General features: G+C 47.6%; 18 protein-coding genes and 1 riboswitch. Of the genes, 17 read left to right on the plus strand and 1 reads right to left on the minus strand.

Going from position 1 to position 16,935, the window contains the following annotated elements; genetic code table 11:
• Positions 1–43: 43 nt before the first annotated feature.
• The 3 genes from sigX to J7E21_RS04310 all read left to right on the plus strand — a co-directional run bounded on the left by sigX (position 44) and on the right by J7E21_RS04310 (position 2,656).
• Entirely contained in the window at positions 44–577 is a 534-nt protein-coding gene (sigX, locus tag J7E21_RS04300; protein WP_215105060.1) for an RNA polymerase sigma factor SigX, read from the plus strand.
• Positions 567–1,721 carry a hypothetical protein gene (locus J7E21_RS04305; protein WP_215105062.1) on the plus strand — a complete coding sequence of 385 codons (1,155 nt, stop codon included), beginning with the start codon at positions 567–569 and terminating at the stop codon, positions 1,719–1,721. Before sigX ends, J7E21_RS04305 begins: the two co-directional genes overlap by 11 nt.
• Positions 1,722–1,797: 76 nt before the next feature.
• Positions 1,798–1,931, plus strand: a riboswitch (FMN riboswitch).
• A 143-nt stretch (positions 1,932–2,074) separates the two neighbouring features.
• The gene (locus J7E21_RS04310) at positions 2,075–2,656 is read left to right on the plus strand and encodes an ECF transporter S component (RefSeq protein ID WP_215105070.1); all 582 of its coding nucleotides are present in this window, start codon (positions 2,075–2,077) and stop codon (positions 2,654–2,656) included.
• A gap of 40 nt (positions 2,657–2,696) precedes the next feature.
• Here J7E21_RS04310 and J7E21_RS04315 read toward each other — a convergent pair whose 3' ends face one another.
• Entirely contained in the window at positions 2,697–2,948 is a 252-nt protein-coding gene (locus J7E21_RS04315) for a ferredoxin (RefSeq protein WP_215105072.1), read from the minus strand.
• A gap of 106 nt (positions 2,949–3,054) precedes the next feature.
• On the opposite strand from J7E21_RS04315, the gene J7E21_RS04320 reads away from it, so the two are divergent.
• From J7E21_RS04320 to J7E21_RS04385, 14 genes are all read left to right on the plus strand, one after another.
• Positions 3,055–4,080 (plus strand): YpbB family protein, encoded by a 1,026-nt coding sequence (locus tag J7E21_RS04320; protein WP_215105074.1) that lies wholly within the window; start codon positions 3,055–3,057, stop codon positions 4,078–4,080.
• Positions 4,077–5,504, plus strand: coding sequence for a RecQ family ATP-dependent DNA helicase (locus tag J7E21_RS04325; RefSeq protein ID WP_215105076.1), 1,428 nt, complete (start codon positions 4,077–4,079; stop codon positions 5,502–5,504). The genes J7E21_RS04320 and J7E21_RS04325 overlap by 4 nt, the downstream gene beginning before the upstream one ends.
• A gap of 78 nt (positions 5,505–5,582) precedes the next feature.
• Positions 5,583–6,332, plus strand: coding sequence for a LysM peptidoglycan-binding domain-containing protein (locus J7E21_RS04330; protein WP_215105078.1), 750 nt, complete (start codon positions 5,583–5,585; stop codon positions 6,330–6,332).
• Between the two features lie 61 nt (positions 6,333–6,393).
• Positions 6,394–7,023: a CBS domain-containing protein gene (locus J7E21_RS04335; RefSeq protein ID WP_215105080.1), complete on the plus strand. Its 630-nt coding sequence runs from the start codon at positions 6,394–6,396 to the stop codon at positions 7,021–7,023.
• Positions 7,024–7,091: 68 nt separating this feature from the next.
• Positions 7,092–7,877, plus strand: coding sequence for a metallophosphoesterase (locus J7E21_RS04340; protein ID WP_215105082.1), 786 nt, complete (start codon positions 7,092–7,094; stop codon positions 7,875–7,877).
• Positions 7,878–7,911: 34 nt separating this feature from the next.
• A complete protein-coding gene (locus J7E21_RS04345) occupies positions 7,912–8,886 on the plus strand; it encodes a YpdA family putative bacillithiol disulfide reductase (protein ID WP_215105085.1) in 975 nt (324 codons plus the stop codon).
• Positions 8,887–8,914: 28 nt separating this feature from the next.
• Positions 8,915–9,883 (plus strand): asparaginase, encoded by a 969-nt coding sequence (locus tag J7E21_RS04350; RefSeq protein ID WP_215105087.1) that lies wholly within the window; start codon positions 8,915–8,917, stop codon positions 9,881–9,883.
• Between the two features lie 33 nt (positions 9,884–9,916).
• A complete protein-coding gene (prsW, locus tag J7E21_RS04355; RefSeq protein WP_215105090.1) occupies positions 9,917–10,591 on the plus strand; it encodes a glutamic-type intramembrane protease PrsW in 675 nt (224 codons plus the stop codon).
• A 205-nt stretch (positions 10,592–10,796) separates the two neighbouring features.
• The gene (gene cmk / locus J7E21_RS04360) at positions 10,797–11,477 is read left to right on the plus strand and encodes a (d)CMP kinase (protein ID WP_215105092.1); all 681 of its coding nucleotides are present in this window, start codon (positions 10,797–10,799) and stop codon (positions 11,475–11,477) included.
• Positions 11,474–12,064, plus strand: coding sequence for a lysophospholipid acyltransferase family protein (locus tag J7E21_RS04365; protein ID WP_215105094.1), 591 nt, complete (start codon positions 11,474–11,476; stop codon positions 12,062–12,064). Before cmk ends, J7E21_RS04365 begins: the two co-directional genes overlap by 4 nt.
• A gap of 68 nt (positions 12,065–12,132) precedes the next feature.
• On the plus strand, positions 12,133–13,278 hold the full coding sequence (gene rpsA, locus J7E21_RS04370) for a 30S ribosomal protein S1 (protein ID WP_215105096.1): 1,146 nt from the start codon (positions 12,133–12,135) through the stop codon (positions 13,276–13,278).
• Positions 13,279–14,334 carry a type 2 isopentenyl-diphosphate Delta-isomerase gene (gene fni / locus J7E21_RS04375; protein WP_215105098.1) on the plus strand — a complete coding sequence of 352 codons (1,056 nt, stop codon included), beginning with the start codon at positions 13,279–13,281 and terminating at the stop codon, positions 14,332–14,334.
• A gap of 93 nt (positions 14,335–14,427) precedes the next feature.
• A complete protein-coding gene (der, locus tag J7E21_RS04380) occupies positions 14,428–15,738 on the plus strand; it encodes a ribosome biogenesis GTPase Der (RefSeq protein WP_215105100.1) in 1,311 nt (436 codons plus the stop codon).
• Positions 15,739–15,879: 141 nt separating this feature from the next.
• The gene (locus J7E21_RS04385; RefSeq protein ID WP_215105102.1) at positions 15,880–16,899 is read left to right on the plus strand and encodes an NAD(P)H-dependent glycerol-3-phosphate dehydrogenase; all 1,020 of its coding nucleotides are present in this window, start codon (positions 15,880–15,882) and stop codon (positions 16,897–16,899) included.
• The last annotated feature ends 36 nt before the right edge of the window (positions 16,900–16,935 follow it).

A 16,935-nucleotide genomic window follows, 5' to 3' on the forward strand; every position in this document is an offset into this window, starting at 1 on the left:
TTTTGGCAAGTCGACGACTAATCCAAGGGACGGGGGGAGTTACGTGAATGACTCCGTGTTTCACCGGCTTTACGACCAATACCATCAGGACGTTTTTCAGTTTCTCGTCTATTTAGTAAAGGACCGGCATTTGGCAGAGGATTTGATGCATGAAGTGTATGTTCGGGTATTTCGGGCATACGATCGTTTCCAAGGGAAAAGTTCAGAAAAAACTTGGCTTTTTTCAATCGCTAAAAATGTAGCAATCGATCATTTCCGAAAAACGGCCGTGCGAAAAAAGCATTCGATGGATTTCTTCGATTGGGAAACTCAACAATTGGTATCTTCTGAACGCATTCCGGAAGAAGTTTCCTTGCTAAATGAAGATAAAATCCGACTTTATCACATGCTTGATTTGTGCACGGGAGACCAAAAACTGGTCATCATCATGCGCTACTTTCAAGACCTTTCCATCGCTGAAACCTCCGAGGTCCTTGGCTGGTCGGAAGGAAAAGTGAAAACGACCCAGCACCGTGCAATCCGGTCCCTACGTCAAAAATTAAGCGTAGCAGAAGGAGGAGGAGAATATGCCGAATGACAAATGGAACGATGAAGAAATCGAAAATTTGTTGCGGGATTTCCCCGAAATCCAAGATGAACGGCCTAAAGCCGAAGTGTATAAACAGTTAGCCCAAACAAAACCGGCAGCAAGGCAGCCGAAACGGTGGCTGCCTCTGCTTGTGGCCATCGTGGCATTTTTCAGCATCAGCGTCTTGGTCGTTTCCTTATTGCAGCAAGATGGAAACGATTCAAGCATCAGCGAGCCGGCAACCGATGAATCTCAATCTACAATGTCGACCGACCAAGCGGAAACGGAAAAAGCCGCGCCGGGCGGGGATGAGCCGGAATATGCGGTTCCGCCCGAAACGGATGCATTGCGAACAGCGGTGTATGAAAGCGATTTGGCGGAAGGTCAGCTGTTTCGCATCGGTTTGGCGCATCAAGCTTATGTGGTGCCGGTGAGTTTTCTGATTCCGAATGGACAAGTGCCATCAGCCTCCGGTTCACTCGCTTTATACGATCAATTTGCGGAACAAATCGATGAAACACAGCTGGGCTTTAATGAATATCATCCTTTCGAAGGGAATTTCCAGCAGGATGCTGAACGCCTCAACCATTTCTTGCCGAATAATCACCCTTACGACGAAGGTTCAGCTTCCACGCTATTGTATTTGTACAGCTTGGAGGAAACGTTCATGGATCAGCAGGAAATCCATATCCTGAATGAGGAAGGCACAGCGGCAGAGTTTTCCCATCTGGGCGTTGCCAATCCGATAATTCCGGGTGAGCAGGGGAAAAGCTTTTATGTGCTCGCTTCTGCACAATGGCAATATTTAGCGCCTGCTTATGGGTTATCGGAAGCGCAGGCAAAAGATGCACTGCTGGCTTTGCAGAATGCGCCAAATGATGATTACGCAAGCCCGGTTCCTTCACAAATCGGCTATGCAGTTGAAGAACTGGGGGATGCTTTGACGGTCGTCTTCGATGAACCACTCGATCTTCTGGCGCTTGATGAACAAGAGGCGATGCAAATGATCGAAAGCATGGCCTTGACCGCGGAATCTTACGAAGTTTCCCTGCAATTTGAAAATATCATTCAACCTGAATGGGGCGGTTTTGAATTCGCAGGCCCGATCGAATTGCCGGTTGCACCAAACCGCATCGACTGGCCACAAAAATAAAACGGCAACAATGTAAGCAGGACGGTTTACATTGTTGCCATTTTTTTATAAGATTGACTTGTATAAAAAATTATCGATTCATCTTCGGGGCAGGGTGAAAGTCCCTACCGGCGGTAATTGGACAAGAGTCCATCAGCCCGCGAGCCGTAAAAAGCAGGATTTGGTGAAATTCCAAAGCCGACAGTATAGTCTGGATGGGAGAAGGTGAAGGTACGGACGTATGCCGCTTATTATTAAGTGGACCGTTTATTTGGTGTGCCTATTCTCCCTTAAGCGCTTGTGCTTAAGGGATTTCTAATGGCCGTGTGCGTCCGAATCTTTCTTCTGGTGAATCACGACAAGGAGAGAGGATTATGAAGAACAAGAAATTGCAATCGATGATCGTTGTCGGTATGCTGAGCAGCATCTCATTTGTATTGATGCTTTTCAATTTTCCACTGCCGGCATTGCCAGCATTTTTGAAAGTGGATTTCAGTGATGTGCCCGCACTTATCGCGGCCATTACAATGGGGCCAGTCGCCGGAGTGCTAGTCGCATTCTTTAAAAACGTATTGGACTGGATTTTTTCCGGAAGCCCGACAGGTGTACCTGTAGGCCACATGGCGAATTTTGCTACGAGCCTCCTGTTCATTTTGCCAGTCTACGCCATTTACCGTAAAGTTTCGACTAAAAAAGGCATTGCATTCGGATTGGTGATTGGGACTCTTTCGATGGCTATCGGAATGAGCATACTCAATTATTTCGTGTTTTTGCCGATGTATACGTATTTCCTCAATATGCCCGCGCAGACGGGCAGTGCGCTCTATACAACCATCGTACTCGGTATCCTGCCATTTAATTTGATCAAAGGCCTGGCATTAACTACGGTCGTCTTGTTGATTTTCGGCAGTATGCATACGTGGATTGAAAAACAGCGTTCCTATTATTTGTCATAAAAAAAGCGGCTGTAAGATTTACTCTTACAGCCGCTTTTTATTAATCTTCGTATTTTAATGGATTGCCTTCAAATGATTCGTCTGCAACTTTAATGGAATCGGTCGGACACCCTTCGAATGCGTCTTCCATATCCTCCAACAGCTCATCTGGTACTTGTTCAGTCCCCATGTTATCATCAAGAATAACGAAAGCGATGCCCTCATCATCATAATCATAAATATCTGGTGCTGCAGCTCCGCATGCTCCACAAGCGATGCACGTATCCTTATCAACAATGGTATATTTAGCCATTCCAGTTCCTCTCCTTTATCTCCGAACAAGTTCAGTTATACTATCGTTTTTATTCTATAGATGTTCCATCTGTTTTTCAACCCAAAACCGCCGGGAGGTTGTTTCTGTGCGATTCGATGAAGTCGTTTTAGCAATAATGAAAGCGGTCGACGGTCAGCGGACCATTTCTTCCCCCTATCATTTAATTAAAGGAAAAAAATCAGGCCAAACCATTCAGGATATCGGCTATTTCAATTTGCATCCTTTTTTTGGCGTGCTTCCCAAATTGGAGAAGTCTGATTACCTAGCGGCAGTCGCGCGGCTGCAGTCGACAGGCATGCTCGAGCCGGAAGCGGAGCAGGTCCGGCTCACGGCTCGGGGATTCGAGGTCCCATTGCCAACGACGCCCTTGAACGGCTGGAAATACAGAGGAAACGAAAGGCGCTTTTTTGCTCGCTTGTCGTTAATCGTCCAAACGATGTCTTGTTTTATACAAGGGCAAAACCGGTTTGACCCGGTCGTTTCCGATGAAGCGATTCAAAATTGGGTAAAAACGTATTTACACCGCATCCATTTCCGCGATTCCGTTGTTCAGCATGAATTCAGAATGCAATTGGAGAGCATGTTGGAACGGGCTGATGCAGCGTCATGGCAAAAAGACATTATAATTGAGCGACTGTCAGGGTTCAATATCGGCGGCCTTACATGGGATCAAATAGCCAATCGAGGGAAAATTTTTCCAATCGATGCACAGCTGGCGGCTGTGGAAGTGCTGCATGCCTCGCTGGCCGTTCTGGAAGAACACCAGCCCCCTTTATTAATAAGTCTGCTTGAGGGCGTGATTCAGCAGTCTGCTTTAACAGAATCGGCGAAACGAACTCAAAGTTTATTTGAACGGGGATTTTCGCTTCAACAAATTGCGGAACTGCGCCAGTTGAAAACGAGCACCATTGAAGATCATTTTGTGGAGCTGGCGATGAACGACCCGGCTTTTCTTTATACACTATTCATGGATGCGACAGTCTACGAGATGATCCATAAGACCAGCGAGGAGTTGAAGACCATGCGCCTGCGCGATATTAAACAGCAGTTGCCGGAAGCGAGTTATTTCCAGATTCGTTTGGCGCTGGCGATGAGAGGTGCCGGGAAGTGAATTTGGAGAAGCTGTTATACGATTCATATGGATTTACTGAGTTCCGGCCAGGACAAAAAGAAGTGATTGAACAAGTGCTTGCTGGCCGGGACGTTTTGGCGTTGTTGCCGACAGGTATGGGGAAATCGATGTGCTATCAATTGCCGGGGAAAGTTTTGCCGGGAGCGGTTGTCATTGTTTCACCGCTTTTGTCACTCATGCAGGACCAGGTTGCCCAATTGAAAAAAATGGGGGAGAAATCGGTTGTGGCGATCAATTCGTTTATGAAACCGGATGAACGGGAGCGGGTATGGAAGACGCTCGAACAATACCGGTTCATTTTCATCGCACCGGAAATGCTTGTCCAACCTTATGTTCTCGGGAAACTGAAGGGGATCGGAATATCTTTGCTTGTAGCTGATGAGGCCCATTGCATTTCCCAATGGGGCTTTGATTTTCGTCCTGATTATTTGCGGATTTCAGAGGTATTGCCCTCTTTAGGGAATCCGCAGACGCTTGCATTGACTGCGACGGCCACCGATAAAGTTACCGATGAAATACAGCGTTATTTAAAACTGAGGCAGCCGTTTATTTATGCACACCCGATGGATCGCCCGAATATCAGCTACGATATCCGGAAGTTCGAGAATGAGAAAGAAAAAATAGAACAATTATTGAGGATGGTAAAAAATTATGGAGGGCCAGGAATTATTTACGCCGGCACCCGGAAAAGATCTCAGGAATTGGCGAGCCGTCTGCTGGATCACGGAATTCAAGCGGCTTTTTATCACGGTGGAATGGAACAGCAAGATCGTATTTTTGTGCAACAGCAATTCCACAACAAAGAATTGGAGTGGGTATGTGCTACGAATGCTTTCGGCATGGGCGTCCATATCCCGGATATTCGCCAGGTGATACATTTTCAGCTCCCGTCATCAATTGAAGGCTACGTCCAGGAAGTCGGAAGAGCAGGACGTGACGGCAAGCCATCCCTTGCGACTTTGCTATACGTGGATGGAGACGAACGGCTTATCGAAAGCTTGGTGTTGGATGACTTGCCTGAACGTCATGAAGTGGAATTGATTTATGCAGCAGGCGCAGAAGCAAAACAGCTGGTCGAACAAGGCTTGGTGCGGGAAACAGCTTATCGGATCCTCATCTATTGGCGTGAACGCATCTCTATGGAAGGCACTTTGAACCAGATGGAGCTATTGAAAAAGGAAAAGCTCCGTCAAGCCAGCACAATCCGTCAGCTGGTCCACGAAAAGGGCTGTCTGCGCCAGTTTATAAGTGCCAGCTTCGATCAAGAAACGCCTGTCATACCGCCTAATTGCTGCGGTTTTCACGGAATTGACCACGAGCTTTTTAAAGCGCATCGACCGGAGCCAAAACGCGATTCGGCCCCGTCATGGCAAGAGCGATTAAAGGCCATTCTCCCTATATGAAATTTATATTCTATTATTTACAAATAAGTTTTTTTTCGTCATAATAGATATATTAGTACAGATAGGGGTAGTCGTGGAATGGGAAACGATAAATATCATGAATCGATGGAGAAAAATCGTCAGGAATTGTCGCAGGAACGAATGGCAGAGTTGTCGAGGCGTTCACGCCAGGCACCGAAAGCCAAAAGCAAGGGCTTGTTGTTGCCGTCCTTGTTTTTCATCTTTATTTTGATTCCGGTCACTTTATTGATTTATGTTGCGTTTTATTATGAACCGGATGACACGTTAACTGCCAAAACCAATGAGAATGAAGTCAGTTTTGAATTGAACTCTCAGCCTCCAGCAAGTGGCACAGTACTCGCTGCTTCCGAAGATTCGACAGAAGATGCAGGAGAGTTGAAAGCTAAAGAAGCTGCCGAACAAAAAGAACTAAAAGAAAGAGCCCGTGAACGCGAAGCGAAAGCCGCTGAAGAAGAGAAACAACAAGCTGCGGCGAAAGCGGACAAAAAAGCCCAAGAAATCGCAGCCGCTGAACAAAAAGAGCGCGAAGAAGCTGAAGCACAAGCAAAAGTACTTGCACAACAGCAAGCAGAAGAGAAAAAGCAAGCAGAAGAGAAAAAGCAAGCTGAAGAGAAAACAGAAACGGAACAAGAAACTCCGCCGGCCGGCGGCAAAACGATTGTCGTTCAATCGAGTGAGACGCTATACCGCATCGCTGTCAATAATTACGGGGCGAGCGGAGCGGCCGCAGCAGTAGAAAAGATTAAACAAGCGAACGGTTTGGGATCGAACGATATTAGCCCGGGACAAACATTGATTTTGCCGTAAAATGAGGTTACATGCCGCCTGATAGGAAAAAGATACAATAAATGTAAAAAGAGGTGAGCAGATGTTCGTTAAGAGTGCGTTAGTGAAAAAAGAAAAATGTTATACCGTCCGCCCAGAAGATACGATGGAAAAAGGGCTCGAGTTGCTGGAGAAGCATTCCGTAGACGCGCTGCCCGTTGTCGAAGGTCAGGAGTTTAAAGGTATTTTCACTTGGTACCATGCGTACCGTGCCTTTTTCTATTCCAATGCAAACAAAGACGAATTTATCCGTTCGACAAAAATAAAAGACATTATGGTCAACCAAGATGTTTATTTGAACATCAATGATGTTTACGAAAAAGCGCTCGTCGAATTGCGTGATTTTCCGATTATTGCCGTTGTCGACGAAGGGAAGTTTTTAGGGATCGTTACGCGCTTTGATGTGGTAAATCAATTGCAAAGTGCTTTCGGGATGCAACAGTCTGGATTCCGCATCACGTTCACATCAGTTGAATCTGAAGGGCGCATCGGCCGCCTCGGGGAAATCATCGAGAAATACAAAGAGTCGGTCGTCTCACTCGTAACGTTCGATGAAACCGATAAAGTCGTGCGACGCATCGTCTTGAAGGTGAAAAAGAAAAACAATATTGACAAATTCACAAAAGAGCTGGAAAAATCCGGTTTCCGCATTCTCGATATTACGCAAGACTGAATAGCGGTTGAAACAGAGAGCATAAGCACAGCTTATGTTTTTTTATTGATTTGGAAAGGATGTACATCATGAAATGGTTTTTACGACTGGCTTCAGCAAGTGCCGCATTGATCGCTTGCATGTACCGCAATGCCCATAACGAAAAGAAGAGGCAAGCGGTCGTCCACTTAGCTGGAAAAGCCGATTTTGATCCCTTTAAAATGCTGTTCATTTCTGATGTCCACCGACGTACACTTCACCGTAAGCTGTTTACTGAACCAGTTGACCTTGTCGTCATTGGAGGGGATTTTGTCGAGCGGGGTGTTCCAATAGAGCGGATTCGGGAGAACTTGCGGATTCTGAGGAAAGCCGCACCGGTTTATTATATTTTCGGCAATAACGACCGGGAAGTAGGCGAAAAGTTGCTGCGCAAGCTGTTTAAGGAAGAGGGCGTGAAAGTGCTGGATGATGAGGCGGTTGTGTTATTCGATAACCCCCGGTTAAAATTAGTCGGTATTGATTATTTTGCTTTTCGCGAGAACAGTTTATCGGCTGCATTTGAAACAGTGCAAAAAGATGATTCCGTCATCTTCGTCTGCCATACGCCCTTCATCTTTAAAAAAGTGAAAGACAACTACACGGCAAGCCTGCTGCTTGCCGGTCATACACACGGCGGCCAAATCCGCATAGGGCCGTTCGGGATTTTCGACCGGGGTGTTTTGAAAAGTGAGGAAGGACTTACTGAGTTGGTCAGCAATGGCTTTGGCACAACTACTTTGCCGCTGCGCCTCGGAGCAACTGCGGAATATCACGTGCTTGAAATTCATCCCACGAAAGGCGATGTGCGCTTGGCACAATCGGTTCGAATCGGATAAGATGAATATGGACATTACTACAGGAGTGGTTTAAATGGAACATGCTGACGTCATCATTATAGGGGGCGGTCCTTGCGGGTTATCGGCCGCCATAGAAATTCAGAAACTGGGACTGCACGCCGTCATTATCGAAAAAGGCAATATCGTCAATGCCATCTATCATTATCCGACTCATCAGACGTTTTTCAGCAGCAGCGAAAAACTGTCGATCGGAGATGTCCCTTTTATTACGGAAGACCGCAAGCCGAAGCGCAATCAGGCGCTCGTCTATTATAGGGAAGTGGTCAAGCGCCACGCGCTGGACATACGTGCGTTCGAAAAAGTGGAATCGGTCGAACGGGGCGATAAATTTCTCGTCAAGACGACAAAATCGCAATACACAGCCAGCTATGTAGTCGTGGCGACAGGCTATTATGATCATCCGAATACACTTGATGTACCGGGTGCGGAATTGCCGAAAGTGATGCATTATTTCAAGGAAGGGCATCCGTATTTCGATTGCGATGTGCTGATCATCGGTGGCAAGAACTCCGCGGTAGATGCAGCGCTCGAATTACATAAAGCCGGAAGCCGCGTGACCGTTTCCTATCACGGCACGAGTTATTCGAAAAGTGTTAAGCCGTGGATCCTGCCTGAATTCGACGGCTTGGTGCGCAAAGGGGAAATCACGATGCTGTTTGATTCCATTGTCGATGAGATCCGTGATGGCGAAGTGGAACTGACGGTCAATGATACGAAAGAAACGCTGCCGAATGATTTTGTATTCGCGATGATCGGCTATCACCCGGACCACCGCTTCCTCGAACAGATGGGCATCGAAATCGATAAAGCAAGCGGCAGACCTACGTTTGATGAAGAAACGATGGAGACCGATGTCGAAGGCTTATTCATTGCGGGTGTCATTGCAGCCGGTAATAATGCCAATGAAATCTTCATTGAAAATGGCCGTTTTCACGGGCAGCAAATAGCCGCAGCCATAGCCGAAAAACAAGAGCGACTGCGCGAATAGCTGTAAACAAGCAAGAAAGAGGTGCTTTATGAAAAAGAAAGTTTCGTTGATCACGACAGGCGGAACCATTGCCAGCAAAGCCATTTCAGATGGTTTGCTGCAATCTGGTGCGATTTCCGGGAAAGAACTAGCTGAATTATGCCAGCTTCCGGAGGAAATTGAAGTAAAAGTAATCGACATTTATCAATTGCCGAGCATGCATATCGGCTTTACGGAAATGAACTTCATAAAACAAGCGATTTTAACGGAACTACAAGATCCTACTGTGGAAGGCGTCGTTGTTACCCATGGAACGGATACGCTGGAAGAAACGGCTTATTTTCTGGATTTGACCATTGGTGATGACCGGACGGTGGTCGTGACGGGCAGCCAGCGGTCGCCGGAAGAGGTCGGCACGGACGTTTACTCCAATTTGCGCAACTCTATCTATGTTGCGGTCGACCCGGTCATTCAAGGGGTTGGAACGGTTGTCGTATTCAATGAGCGGATTTATAGCGCAAAATATGTCAAAAAAGTACATGCCAGCAATTTGCAGGGATTCGATTCATTCGGGCATGGCTATTTAGGGATCATCGATAACGATAAAGTGCGTATTTATCAAAAACCGGCGTTCCGTGAAGTTCACCGGATACCCGGGGGGATGCCACGTGTCGATATCGTCAAATGCTATTCCGGCCAAGATGGCTTGATTGTCGATATGCTTTTTGAAGGTGGGGCGAAAGGCATTGTATTGGAAGCAGCTGGCCGAGGCCAAGTTTCGCCACTTATGGTGTTCGCGATCGAACGAGCAGTCACATCAGGGGTTCCAGTTGTTCTAACGACCAGCGCAGAAGAAGGAAATGCTTATCCGGCGTATAGTTACCCGGGAAGTGCACACGATTTGTTGAAACGCGGCGTCATTTTGGGCAGTGATTACGACAGCAAAAAAGCACGCATTAAGCTGGCGATTTTATTGTCCGGCAACGAAGTGGTCGACCGACAGGCTTTCGAAATTTAACGATTCGCTAAAGTTGAATGGAGGAGGGCGCATATGTTTGAGTTGTTGACGGTGGCTATTGCGCCCGGACTCGCATTGTTCAGTTATTTTTATTTGCGCGATCAGTTTGCCGGGGAACCGTCAAAATTGATATTTCATTGCTTTTTATACGGCGCTATAATGACATTCCCTATTTTATTTATCCAGTATGTGTTCGAAGCCGAGAGCGTTTTTCAAAGCACGTTTGTCAAATCAGTTTTGTTTTCGAGCCTGCTTGAAGAATTCTTCAAATGGATCGTTCTGGTAGTAGCCGTATTCCGCCACATCGATTTTGAAGATCCGTATGACGGGATTTTGTACGGTGCCAGCTTGTCTTTAGGGTTTGCGACAGTGGAGAATATCCTGTATCTTCTGGAATTCGGCTTAGGCGCTGCTTTTCTTCGAGCTTTTTTGCCGGTTTCGAGCCATGCGCTGTTCGGCGTGGTCATGGGTTATTATTTCGGCAAAGCGAAGTTCAGTAACAAGAACGAAAGCAAATGGTGGCTGGGGATTGCACTTGTTGCCGCCTCAGCACTGCATATCGCTTATAACGCTTCACTTTACGTCTACGACAATCTGCTCTTCGGAGCGGTTCCGTTCATGTTATTTTTATGGTGGTTCGGCTTGCGCAAAGTCCGCCAAGCACACCGCTTGTCCATCGACCATTACCATAAACACACACCCGAGTAACCGTGACCTAAAAAGCCTTGATCTGCAAGGCTTTTTCTTTTTGCGTTTATTCGGTTTTACATATTACCTATTCATAAGAGGTGTGCATCGCTGTCACACGGTGCATGCGTTTTGCGAGACGACGGCAGTTTAAAATTAGAACTTCAGTTTATACAGTTGCGGATTATGATAAAATAAAATGACTACTTAGGATGAGGTGACAGTTTTGACTAATGCAATACAAATTGCGATCGACGGGCCGGCTGCTGCGGGCAAAAGCACGATCGCTAAAATAGTGGCAGAAAAACTGGGTTATATTTATATCGATACAGGGGCGATGTACCGTGCCATCACGCTGAAAGCGCTCGATACCGGGATTAACTTGGCGAGCAATGAAGAAGCGGGCGCATTGCTTGCGGAAACGGAAATTGATTTGATCCCAGTCGAAGGCGGACAGAAAGTATTGCTAGATGGCAAAGATGTCTCGGAAGCCATACGGTCTCAGCATGTAACGAAAGCGGTGTCGGAAATGGCGGCTCACGAACTCGTCCGCAGACGCATGGTCGAGCTTCAGCAAAAGCTAGCTGAAGCTAGGGGCGTCGTCATGGACGGCCGCGACATCGGCACGCATGTCTTGCCGGACGCGGCACTTAAAGTATTCATGTCCGCAACAGTCGAAGAACGTGCAAGACGGCGTTTCGAAGAAAATAGAAAGCGCAATATCACGACACCGCTCGAAGAATTGCAAGCGGAAATCGCTCAGCGGGACAAGATGGACTCGGAGCGTGAAGTCGCTCCACTGCAGCAAGCGCAAGATGCTGTGTTTTTGGATACGACGCCTTTGACGATCAGCGAGGCGGCAGAAGCCATCATGAAATTGGCAGAAGAGAGGTCAGTGGCGCTATGAATTTATATGCAATCGGCAAGACGCTCGTCAAGACAGCATTAAGCCCGCTTTACCGTTTTCAAGTGAGTGGCACGGAGCATTTCCCGAAAACAGGCGGCGTGCTGTTGTGCAGCAACCATATCCATGCCCTTGATCCGCCGGTAGTCGGCATGACCGCACCAAGAACGGTTCATTTTATGGCGAAGGAAGAACTGTTCAAAGCACCGATACTGGGGGCGATTTTGCCGAAAGTCCACGCATTCCCAGTCAAACGCGGAATGAGCGACCGTGAAGCGCTCCGTGCTGCCTTGAAGCTGTTGAAAAGCGGCGAAGTGGTCGGGCTGTTTCCGGAAGGGACACGCTCAACAGACGGCGTGTTGAAAAAAGGCTTGAGCGGTGCTGGATTCTTTGCGCTACGCGGCAATGCCGATGTCATGCCTTGTGCCATCATCGGACCATACAAACCTTTCCGGAAAGTGAAAGTCATCTACGGTGAACCGATTTTAATGGAGCCATACCGCGAACGGAAAGCAAATGCAGAAGAAGTGACAGAAGCGATCATGGCAAGTATTCAAAAAATTCTGGATAAAAACCTCGAAAATAAGTGATTATTTTTGTTTTTATTAGAGAATTCGAATAAAATAGAAGATGGACAGTTTGTGAAGGAGGGCTACTTATGTCAGAGGATATGAATTTGATGGAAAACCGTGACTTCCAAATAGGAGATCGCGTAAAAGGTATAGTCGCCAAAATCGAGGATAAAGCAGTAACGGTGACAATCGAGGGAGCGCCATTCGACGGGATCATCCCGATCAGCGAATTATCGAGCCTCCATATCGAAAAAGCTTCGGACTCGGTCCAAGAAGGCGACGAGCTCGAACTGATCATCACAAAGGTGGAGGATGAGAACTTTGTATTATCCAAACGCAAAGTAGATGCTGAATCCGCTTGGGACGATCTCGAGAAGAAATTTGAATCCGGTGAAATTATTGAAGCGGAAGTGAAAGATGTCGTCAAAGGCGGTCTTGTAATTGACCTTGGCGTGCGCGGCTTTGTGCCGGCTTCACTCGTGGAAGATTATTTCGTGGAATCATTTGAAGATTATAAAGGCCGTGTTATGACCTTTAAAATTGTTGAAATGGAAAAAGAAAACAATCGCCTCATTCTTTCCCACCGTGCTGTTGTGGAAAGCGAAAAGGAATCGAAAAAAGAGCAAGTAATGGATTCGATCAATGCCGGCGATGTATTGGACGGAAAAGTTCAGCGGATCGCTTCATTCGGGGCGTTTGTCGACATTGGCGGCGTCGATGGTTTAGTGCACATCTCGCAGCTGTCGCATGAACATGTCGACAAAGTGTCGGACGTCGTGAGGGAAGGGCAGGAAGTGAAAGTGAAGGTCCTTTCGGTCGACCGTGATTCGGAACGCATTTCCTTATCGATTAAAGATACCCTTCCTGGTCCTTGGGATTCGATTGATGAAAAAGCGCCGAAAGGTTCTGTCCATCCAGGTATAGTAAAACGCCTTGTCAGCTACGGAGCGTTTGTAGAAGTGTTGCCGGGAGTAGAAGGTTTGGTGCATATCTCACAAATCGCCCATAAGCATATCGCGACACCGCACGAGGTTCTTCAAGAAGGACAGGAAGTCCAAGTGAAAGTGCTTGAAGCGAATAAAGATGACAAGCGTTTATCGCTCAGCATTAAAGAGCTTCAGGAAAAAGACACGGAACAAGACTTCTCCCAATACGATATGCCGGAAGAATCAACTGGATTTTCCATCAGCGATGTTATTGGGGATAAATTAAAAGGGTTTAAATCCGAATAAATGTCACGGGCTAAAAGAAAAATGGACCATATCAATTATGCACTGTCCACTGGACAAGGGCGGGAGACTTGGCTTGATTGTGTCCGCTTTGTCCACCAAGCGCTGCCGGGAATCGGCGTCGCTGATGTTTCATTAGAGCCGAAAACAGGTGATTTGAAGTTGAAATCACCTGTTTTTATTAATGCCATGACTGGCGGCGGCGGACAGGATACACTGCAGTTGAACGCATTGCTTGCAAGGGCAGCAAAAGAAACAGGGATCGCGATGGCGGTCGGCTCCCAGATGGCCGCGCTCAAAGACAAAGCTGAGCGCGACAGTTATGCAGTCGTCCGGCAAGAGAACCCTAATGGCATCATTTTCGGGAATCTCGGAAGCGAAGCCACTGTCGTGCAAGCCCAAGAAGCGGTAGAGATGATCGGGGCCGATGCACTGCAGATCCATTTGAATGTCGTCCAGGAGTTGACCATGCCAGAAGGCGACCGCCAGTTTCGCGGAGCGTTGGATCGCATCGGGCAAATTGCGGAGGCACTTCATGTGCCTGTCATCATAAAAGAAACCGGCTTCGGCATTTCGGAAGAAACCGCTAAAGCCCTTGGTCAGACGCGTGTAGCAGCAATCGACGCAAGCGGCTTCGGTGGAACAAATTTTGCGAGCATCGAAAACGAACGCAGAAAACGCAAACTGGCGTATTTTGAAGATTGGGGCATCCCGACTGCAGCAGCGATTGTGGAGTGCCGTGAAGGCTTTGAACGCACGGTCCTAGCATCGGGTGGTCTTCAGGATGCCGGTGATTTGGTGCGGGCGTTCCGTCTCGGTGCGGATGCAGCTGGAATTGCTGGTAGCTTTCTGAAGCGTGCAGTGAATTGCGGGGAGAGCGGATTGATCGAGGAGATCAATGCTCTGCACGAGGATTTGCGCATGCTCATGACTGCTCTCGGAGCACGGACAATTGAAGAAATCCGGTCAAGCCCTGTTGTGATCAGTGGAGAACTGTTGTCTCATCTGCAGCAGCGCGGCTATGATGCGGAACATTTTGCGGTTCCTGTGAAAAACTGAATATTGGACAATTTAAGGGGATGGACATTATGCAGATGTCGTCCTCTTTTTCGTGTATAATAAGCATATCAGAAGTGGAAGGATGAATTAATTATGCCTAAACCGGTAGTAGCAATTGTTGGCCGGCCGAATGTAGGAAAGTCCACGATCTTTAATCGCGTGGTTGGTGAGCGCGTCTCCATCGTGGAAGATATCCCGGGAGTCACACGTGACCGCATCTACAGTTCGGCTGATTGGCTGACACATGAATTCAATATTATTGATACAGGAGGAATCGACCTCAGCGATGAGCCATTCCTCGAACAAATCCGCAGCCAGGCCGAAGTGGCGATGGATGAAGCGGACGTCATCATTTTCCTCGTCAACGGACGGGACGGCGTGACGGAACAAGATGAGCAAGTTGCAAAAATCTTATACCGTACGAAAAAGCCAGTTGTGCTGGCTGTTAACAAAATTGATAACCCTGATATGCGCCACATGGTATATGATTTCTACTCGCTCGGCGTAGGCGAACCGTTCCCGGTGTCCGGCTCTCATGGACTGGGTCTTGGCGATCTGCTGGATGAAGTGGCGAAACACTTCCCGACAGAAGAGGAAGAAGAATATCCGGACAATGTCATCAAGTTTTCATTGATTGGCCGTCCGAACGTCGGCAAATCCTCACTTGTCAACTCGTTCCTAGGCGAAGAGCGCGTCATTGTCAGTGAGCTGGCCGGTACGACAAGAGATGCCATCGATACGCAATACGAATACGATGAGCAGCCTTATGTCATTATCGATACTGCAGGAATGCGCAAAAAAGGGAAAGTTTACGAAGGAACCGAAAAATACAGCGTGCTTCGTGCATTGCGCGCAATTGAACGTTCAGACGTTGTGCTGGTCGTCTTGAATGCGGAAGAAGGCATTCAAGAACAAGATAAGAAAATTGCGGGCTATGCCCATGAAGCCGGAAAAGCGATCGTCATCGTCGTCAATAAATGGGATGCTGTGGAAAAAGACGATAAAACAATGAACAAATTCACGCAGCAAATCCGTGAACATTTCCTGTTTTTGGATTATGCACCGATCATGTTCGTCTCGGCGACCAGCGGCAAGCGCGTACACAATATCCTAGAAGTCATCAACCGCGTCAACGATAACCATTCGCGCCGCATTCAATCAAGTATCCTGAATGAAGTCATTGAAGACGCTGTAGCGATGAACCCGGCACCGTCTGATAAAGGACGCCGCTTGCGCCTTTATTATGTGACCCAAGTGGCCATTAAGCCCCCGACTTTTGTCGTCTTCGTCAACGAACCGGAAATGATGCACTTCAGTTACGAGCGGTTTTTGCAAAACCGGATCCGTGATAGCTTCGACTTTGAAGGCACGCCGCTGCGCTTGATCACGCGAGCGCGCACATAAAGAGAAACTTTACTCAGTAGGGTTGTTTAACCCCGCTGAGAGTTTAGTTGATCCAATCGGACTTTTACGGAAAGTCGGATCTCCTACTTGTAGAAGCGGGAGTCTTACAGGCCGTTAAAGCTGGGTAAAGGGGAGATATCGATGGAAAAAGTCACAGTATTTGGTGCCGGAAGCTGGGGTACTGCGCTTAGCTATGTACTGGCGCAAAATGGCCATGACCTTCTTTTGTGGACCCATCGCAAAGAACAGGCTGAAGAAATCAATGAACATTCAAATGAACGTTATTTGAAAGGGATTCGTCTGCCCGATTCGTTAAAAGCGACAGCCGATCTCGATGAAGCGGTGGCACATGCTGATATTTTTGTGCTTGCTGTACCGACCAAAGCGATACGTGAAGTGTCCCGGGACATACGTACGCGAATGACTAAAAAAGGTCTGTTTGTCCATGTCTCAAAAGGAATCGAACCGGATTCATTAAAACGCATCAGTGAAATGATCCGTGAAGAAATTCCTGAGGAGCTCATTGAAGAAGTCGTGATCCTGTCCGGGCCGAGCCATGCAGAGGAAGTTGTGTTGGAACATCCGACCACGGTAACTGCGGCATGCGGCAATACACAAGCTGCAAATCGCATCCAGGATTTGTTTATGAATTCCTATTTCCGTGTTTACACGAATACGGATGTCATCGGAGTGGAAATTGGCGGAGCCTTGAAGAATATCATCGCTTTAGCGGTCGGGATCACGGATGGTCTTGGCTATGGAGATAACGCGAAAGCTGCAATCATGACGCGGGGCCTTGCGGAAATCGCTCGCCTCGGCGTGAAGATGGGTGCTACGCCGCTGACATTCTCTGGCTTGTCCGGCGTTGGTGATTTAATCGTCACGTGCACGAGCGTCCATTCGCGCAATTGGCGCGCCGGCAATATGCTCGGCAAAGGCAAGAACGTAGAAGAAGTGCTCGATGAAATGGGCATGGTCGTTGAAGGAATCCGCACGACCAAAGCGGCTCACCAATTGGCCGAAAAATATCAAGTGCCGATGCCGATCACAGATGCTCTCTACATGGTATTGTTCGAAAGCGTCAAGCCGGAGAAAGCTGTAGAGGAACTGATGGGGCGCATGAGAAAAAATGAAATGGAAGATTTGATCGACTTGCTGTAATTTGTCACAAACGGAGGGGTTGCTTGCTGCTGCCCC

Origin of the sequence: Planococcus sp. ISL-109 (genome assembly GCF_018613655.1) — a bacterium.
Lineage (GTDB): Bacteria > Bacillota > Bacilli > Bacillales_A > Planococcaceae > Planococcus.

Bases quoted from the DNA above. Each gene is read 5' to 3' on its own strand.
- J7E21_RS04305 (WP_215105062.1), top strand. From the start codon at position 567: ATGCCGAATGACAAATGGAACGATGAAGAAATCGAAAATTTGTTGCGG.
- J7E21_RS04310 (WP_215105070.1), top strand. From the start codon at position 2,075: ATGAAGAACAAGAAATTGCAATCGATGATCGTTGTCGGTATGCTGAGC.
- J7E21_RS04315 (WP_215105072.1), bottom strand. From the start codon at position 2,948: ATGGCTAAATATACCATTGTTGATAAGGATACGTGCATCGCTTGTGGA.
- J7E21_RS04330 (WP_215105078.1), top strand. From the start codon at position 5,583: ATGGGAAACGATAAATATCATGAATCGATGGAGAAAAATCGTCAGGAA.
- J7E21_RS04335 (WP_215105080.1), top strand. From the start codon at position 6,394: ATGTTCGTTAAGAGTGCGTTAGTGAAAAAAGAAAAATGTTATACCGTC.
- J7E21_RS04340 (WP_215105082.1), top strand. From the start codon at position 7,092: ATGAAATGGTTTTTACGACTGGCTTCAGCAAGTGCCGCATTGATCGCT.
- J7E21_RS04345 (WP_215105085.1), top strand. From the start codon at position 7,912: ATGGAACATGCTGACGTCATCATTATAGGGGGCGGTCCTTGCGGGTTA.
- J7E21_RS04350 (WP_215105087.1), top strand. From the start codon at position 8,915: ATGAAAAAGAAAGTTTCGTTGATCACGACAGGCGGAACCATTGCCAGC.
- prsW (WP_215105090.1), top strand. From the start codon at position 9,917: ATGTTTGAGTTGTTGACGGTGGCTATTGCGCCCGGACTCGCATTGTTC.
- J7E21_RS04365 (WP_215105094.1), top strand. From the start codon at position 11,474: ATGAATTTATATGCAATCGGCAAGACGCTCGTCAAGACAGCATTAAGC.
- rpsA (WP_215105096.1), top strand. From the start codon at position 12,133: ATGTCAGAGGATATGAATTTGATGGAAAACCGTGACTTCCAAATAGGA.
- fni (WP_215105098.1), top strand. From the start codon at position 13,279: ATGTCACGGGCTAAAAGAAAAATGGACCATATCAATTATGCACTGTCC.
- der (WP_215105100.1), top strand. From the start codon at position 14,428: ATGCCTAAACCGGTAGTAGCAATTGTTGGCCGGCCGAATGTAGGAAAG.
- J7E21_RS04385 (WP_215105102.1), top strand. From the start codon at position 15,880: ATGGAAAAAGTCACAGTATTTGGTGCCGGAAGCTGGGGTACTGCGCTT.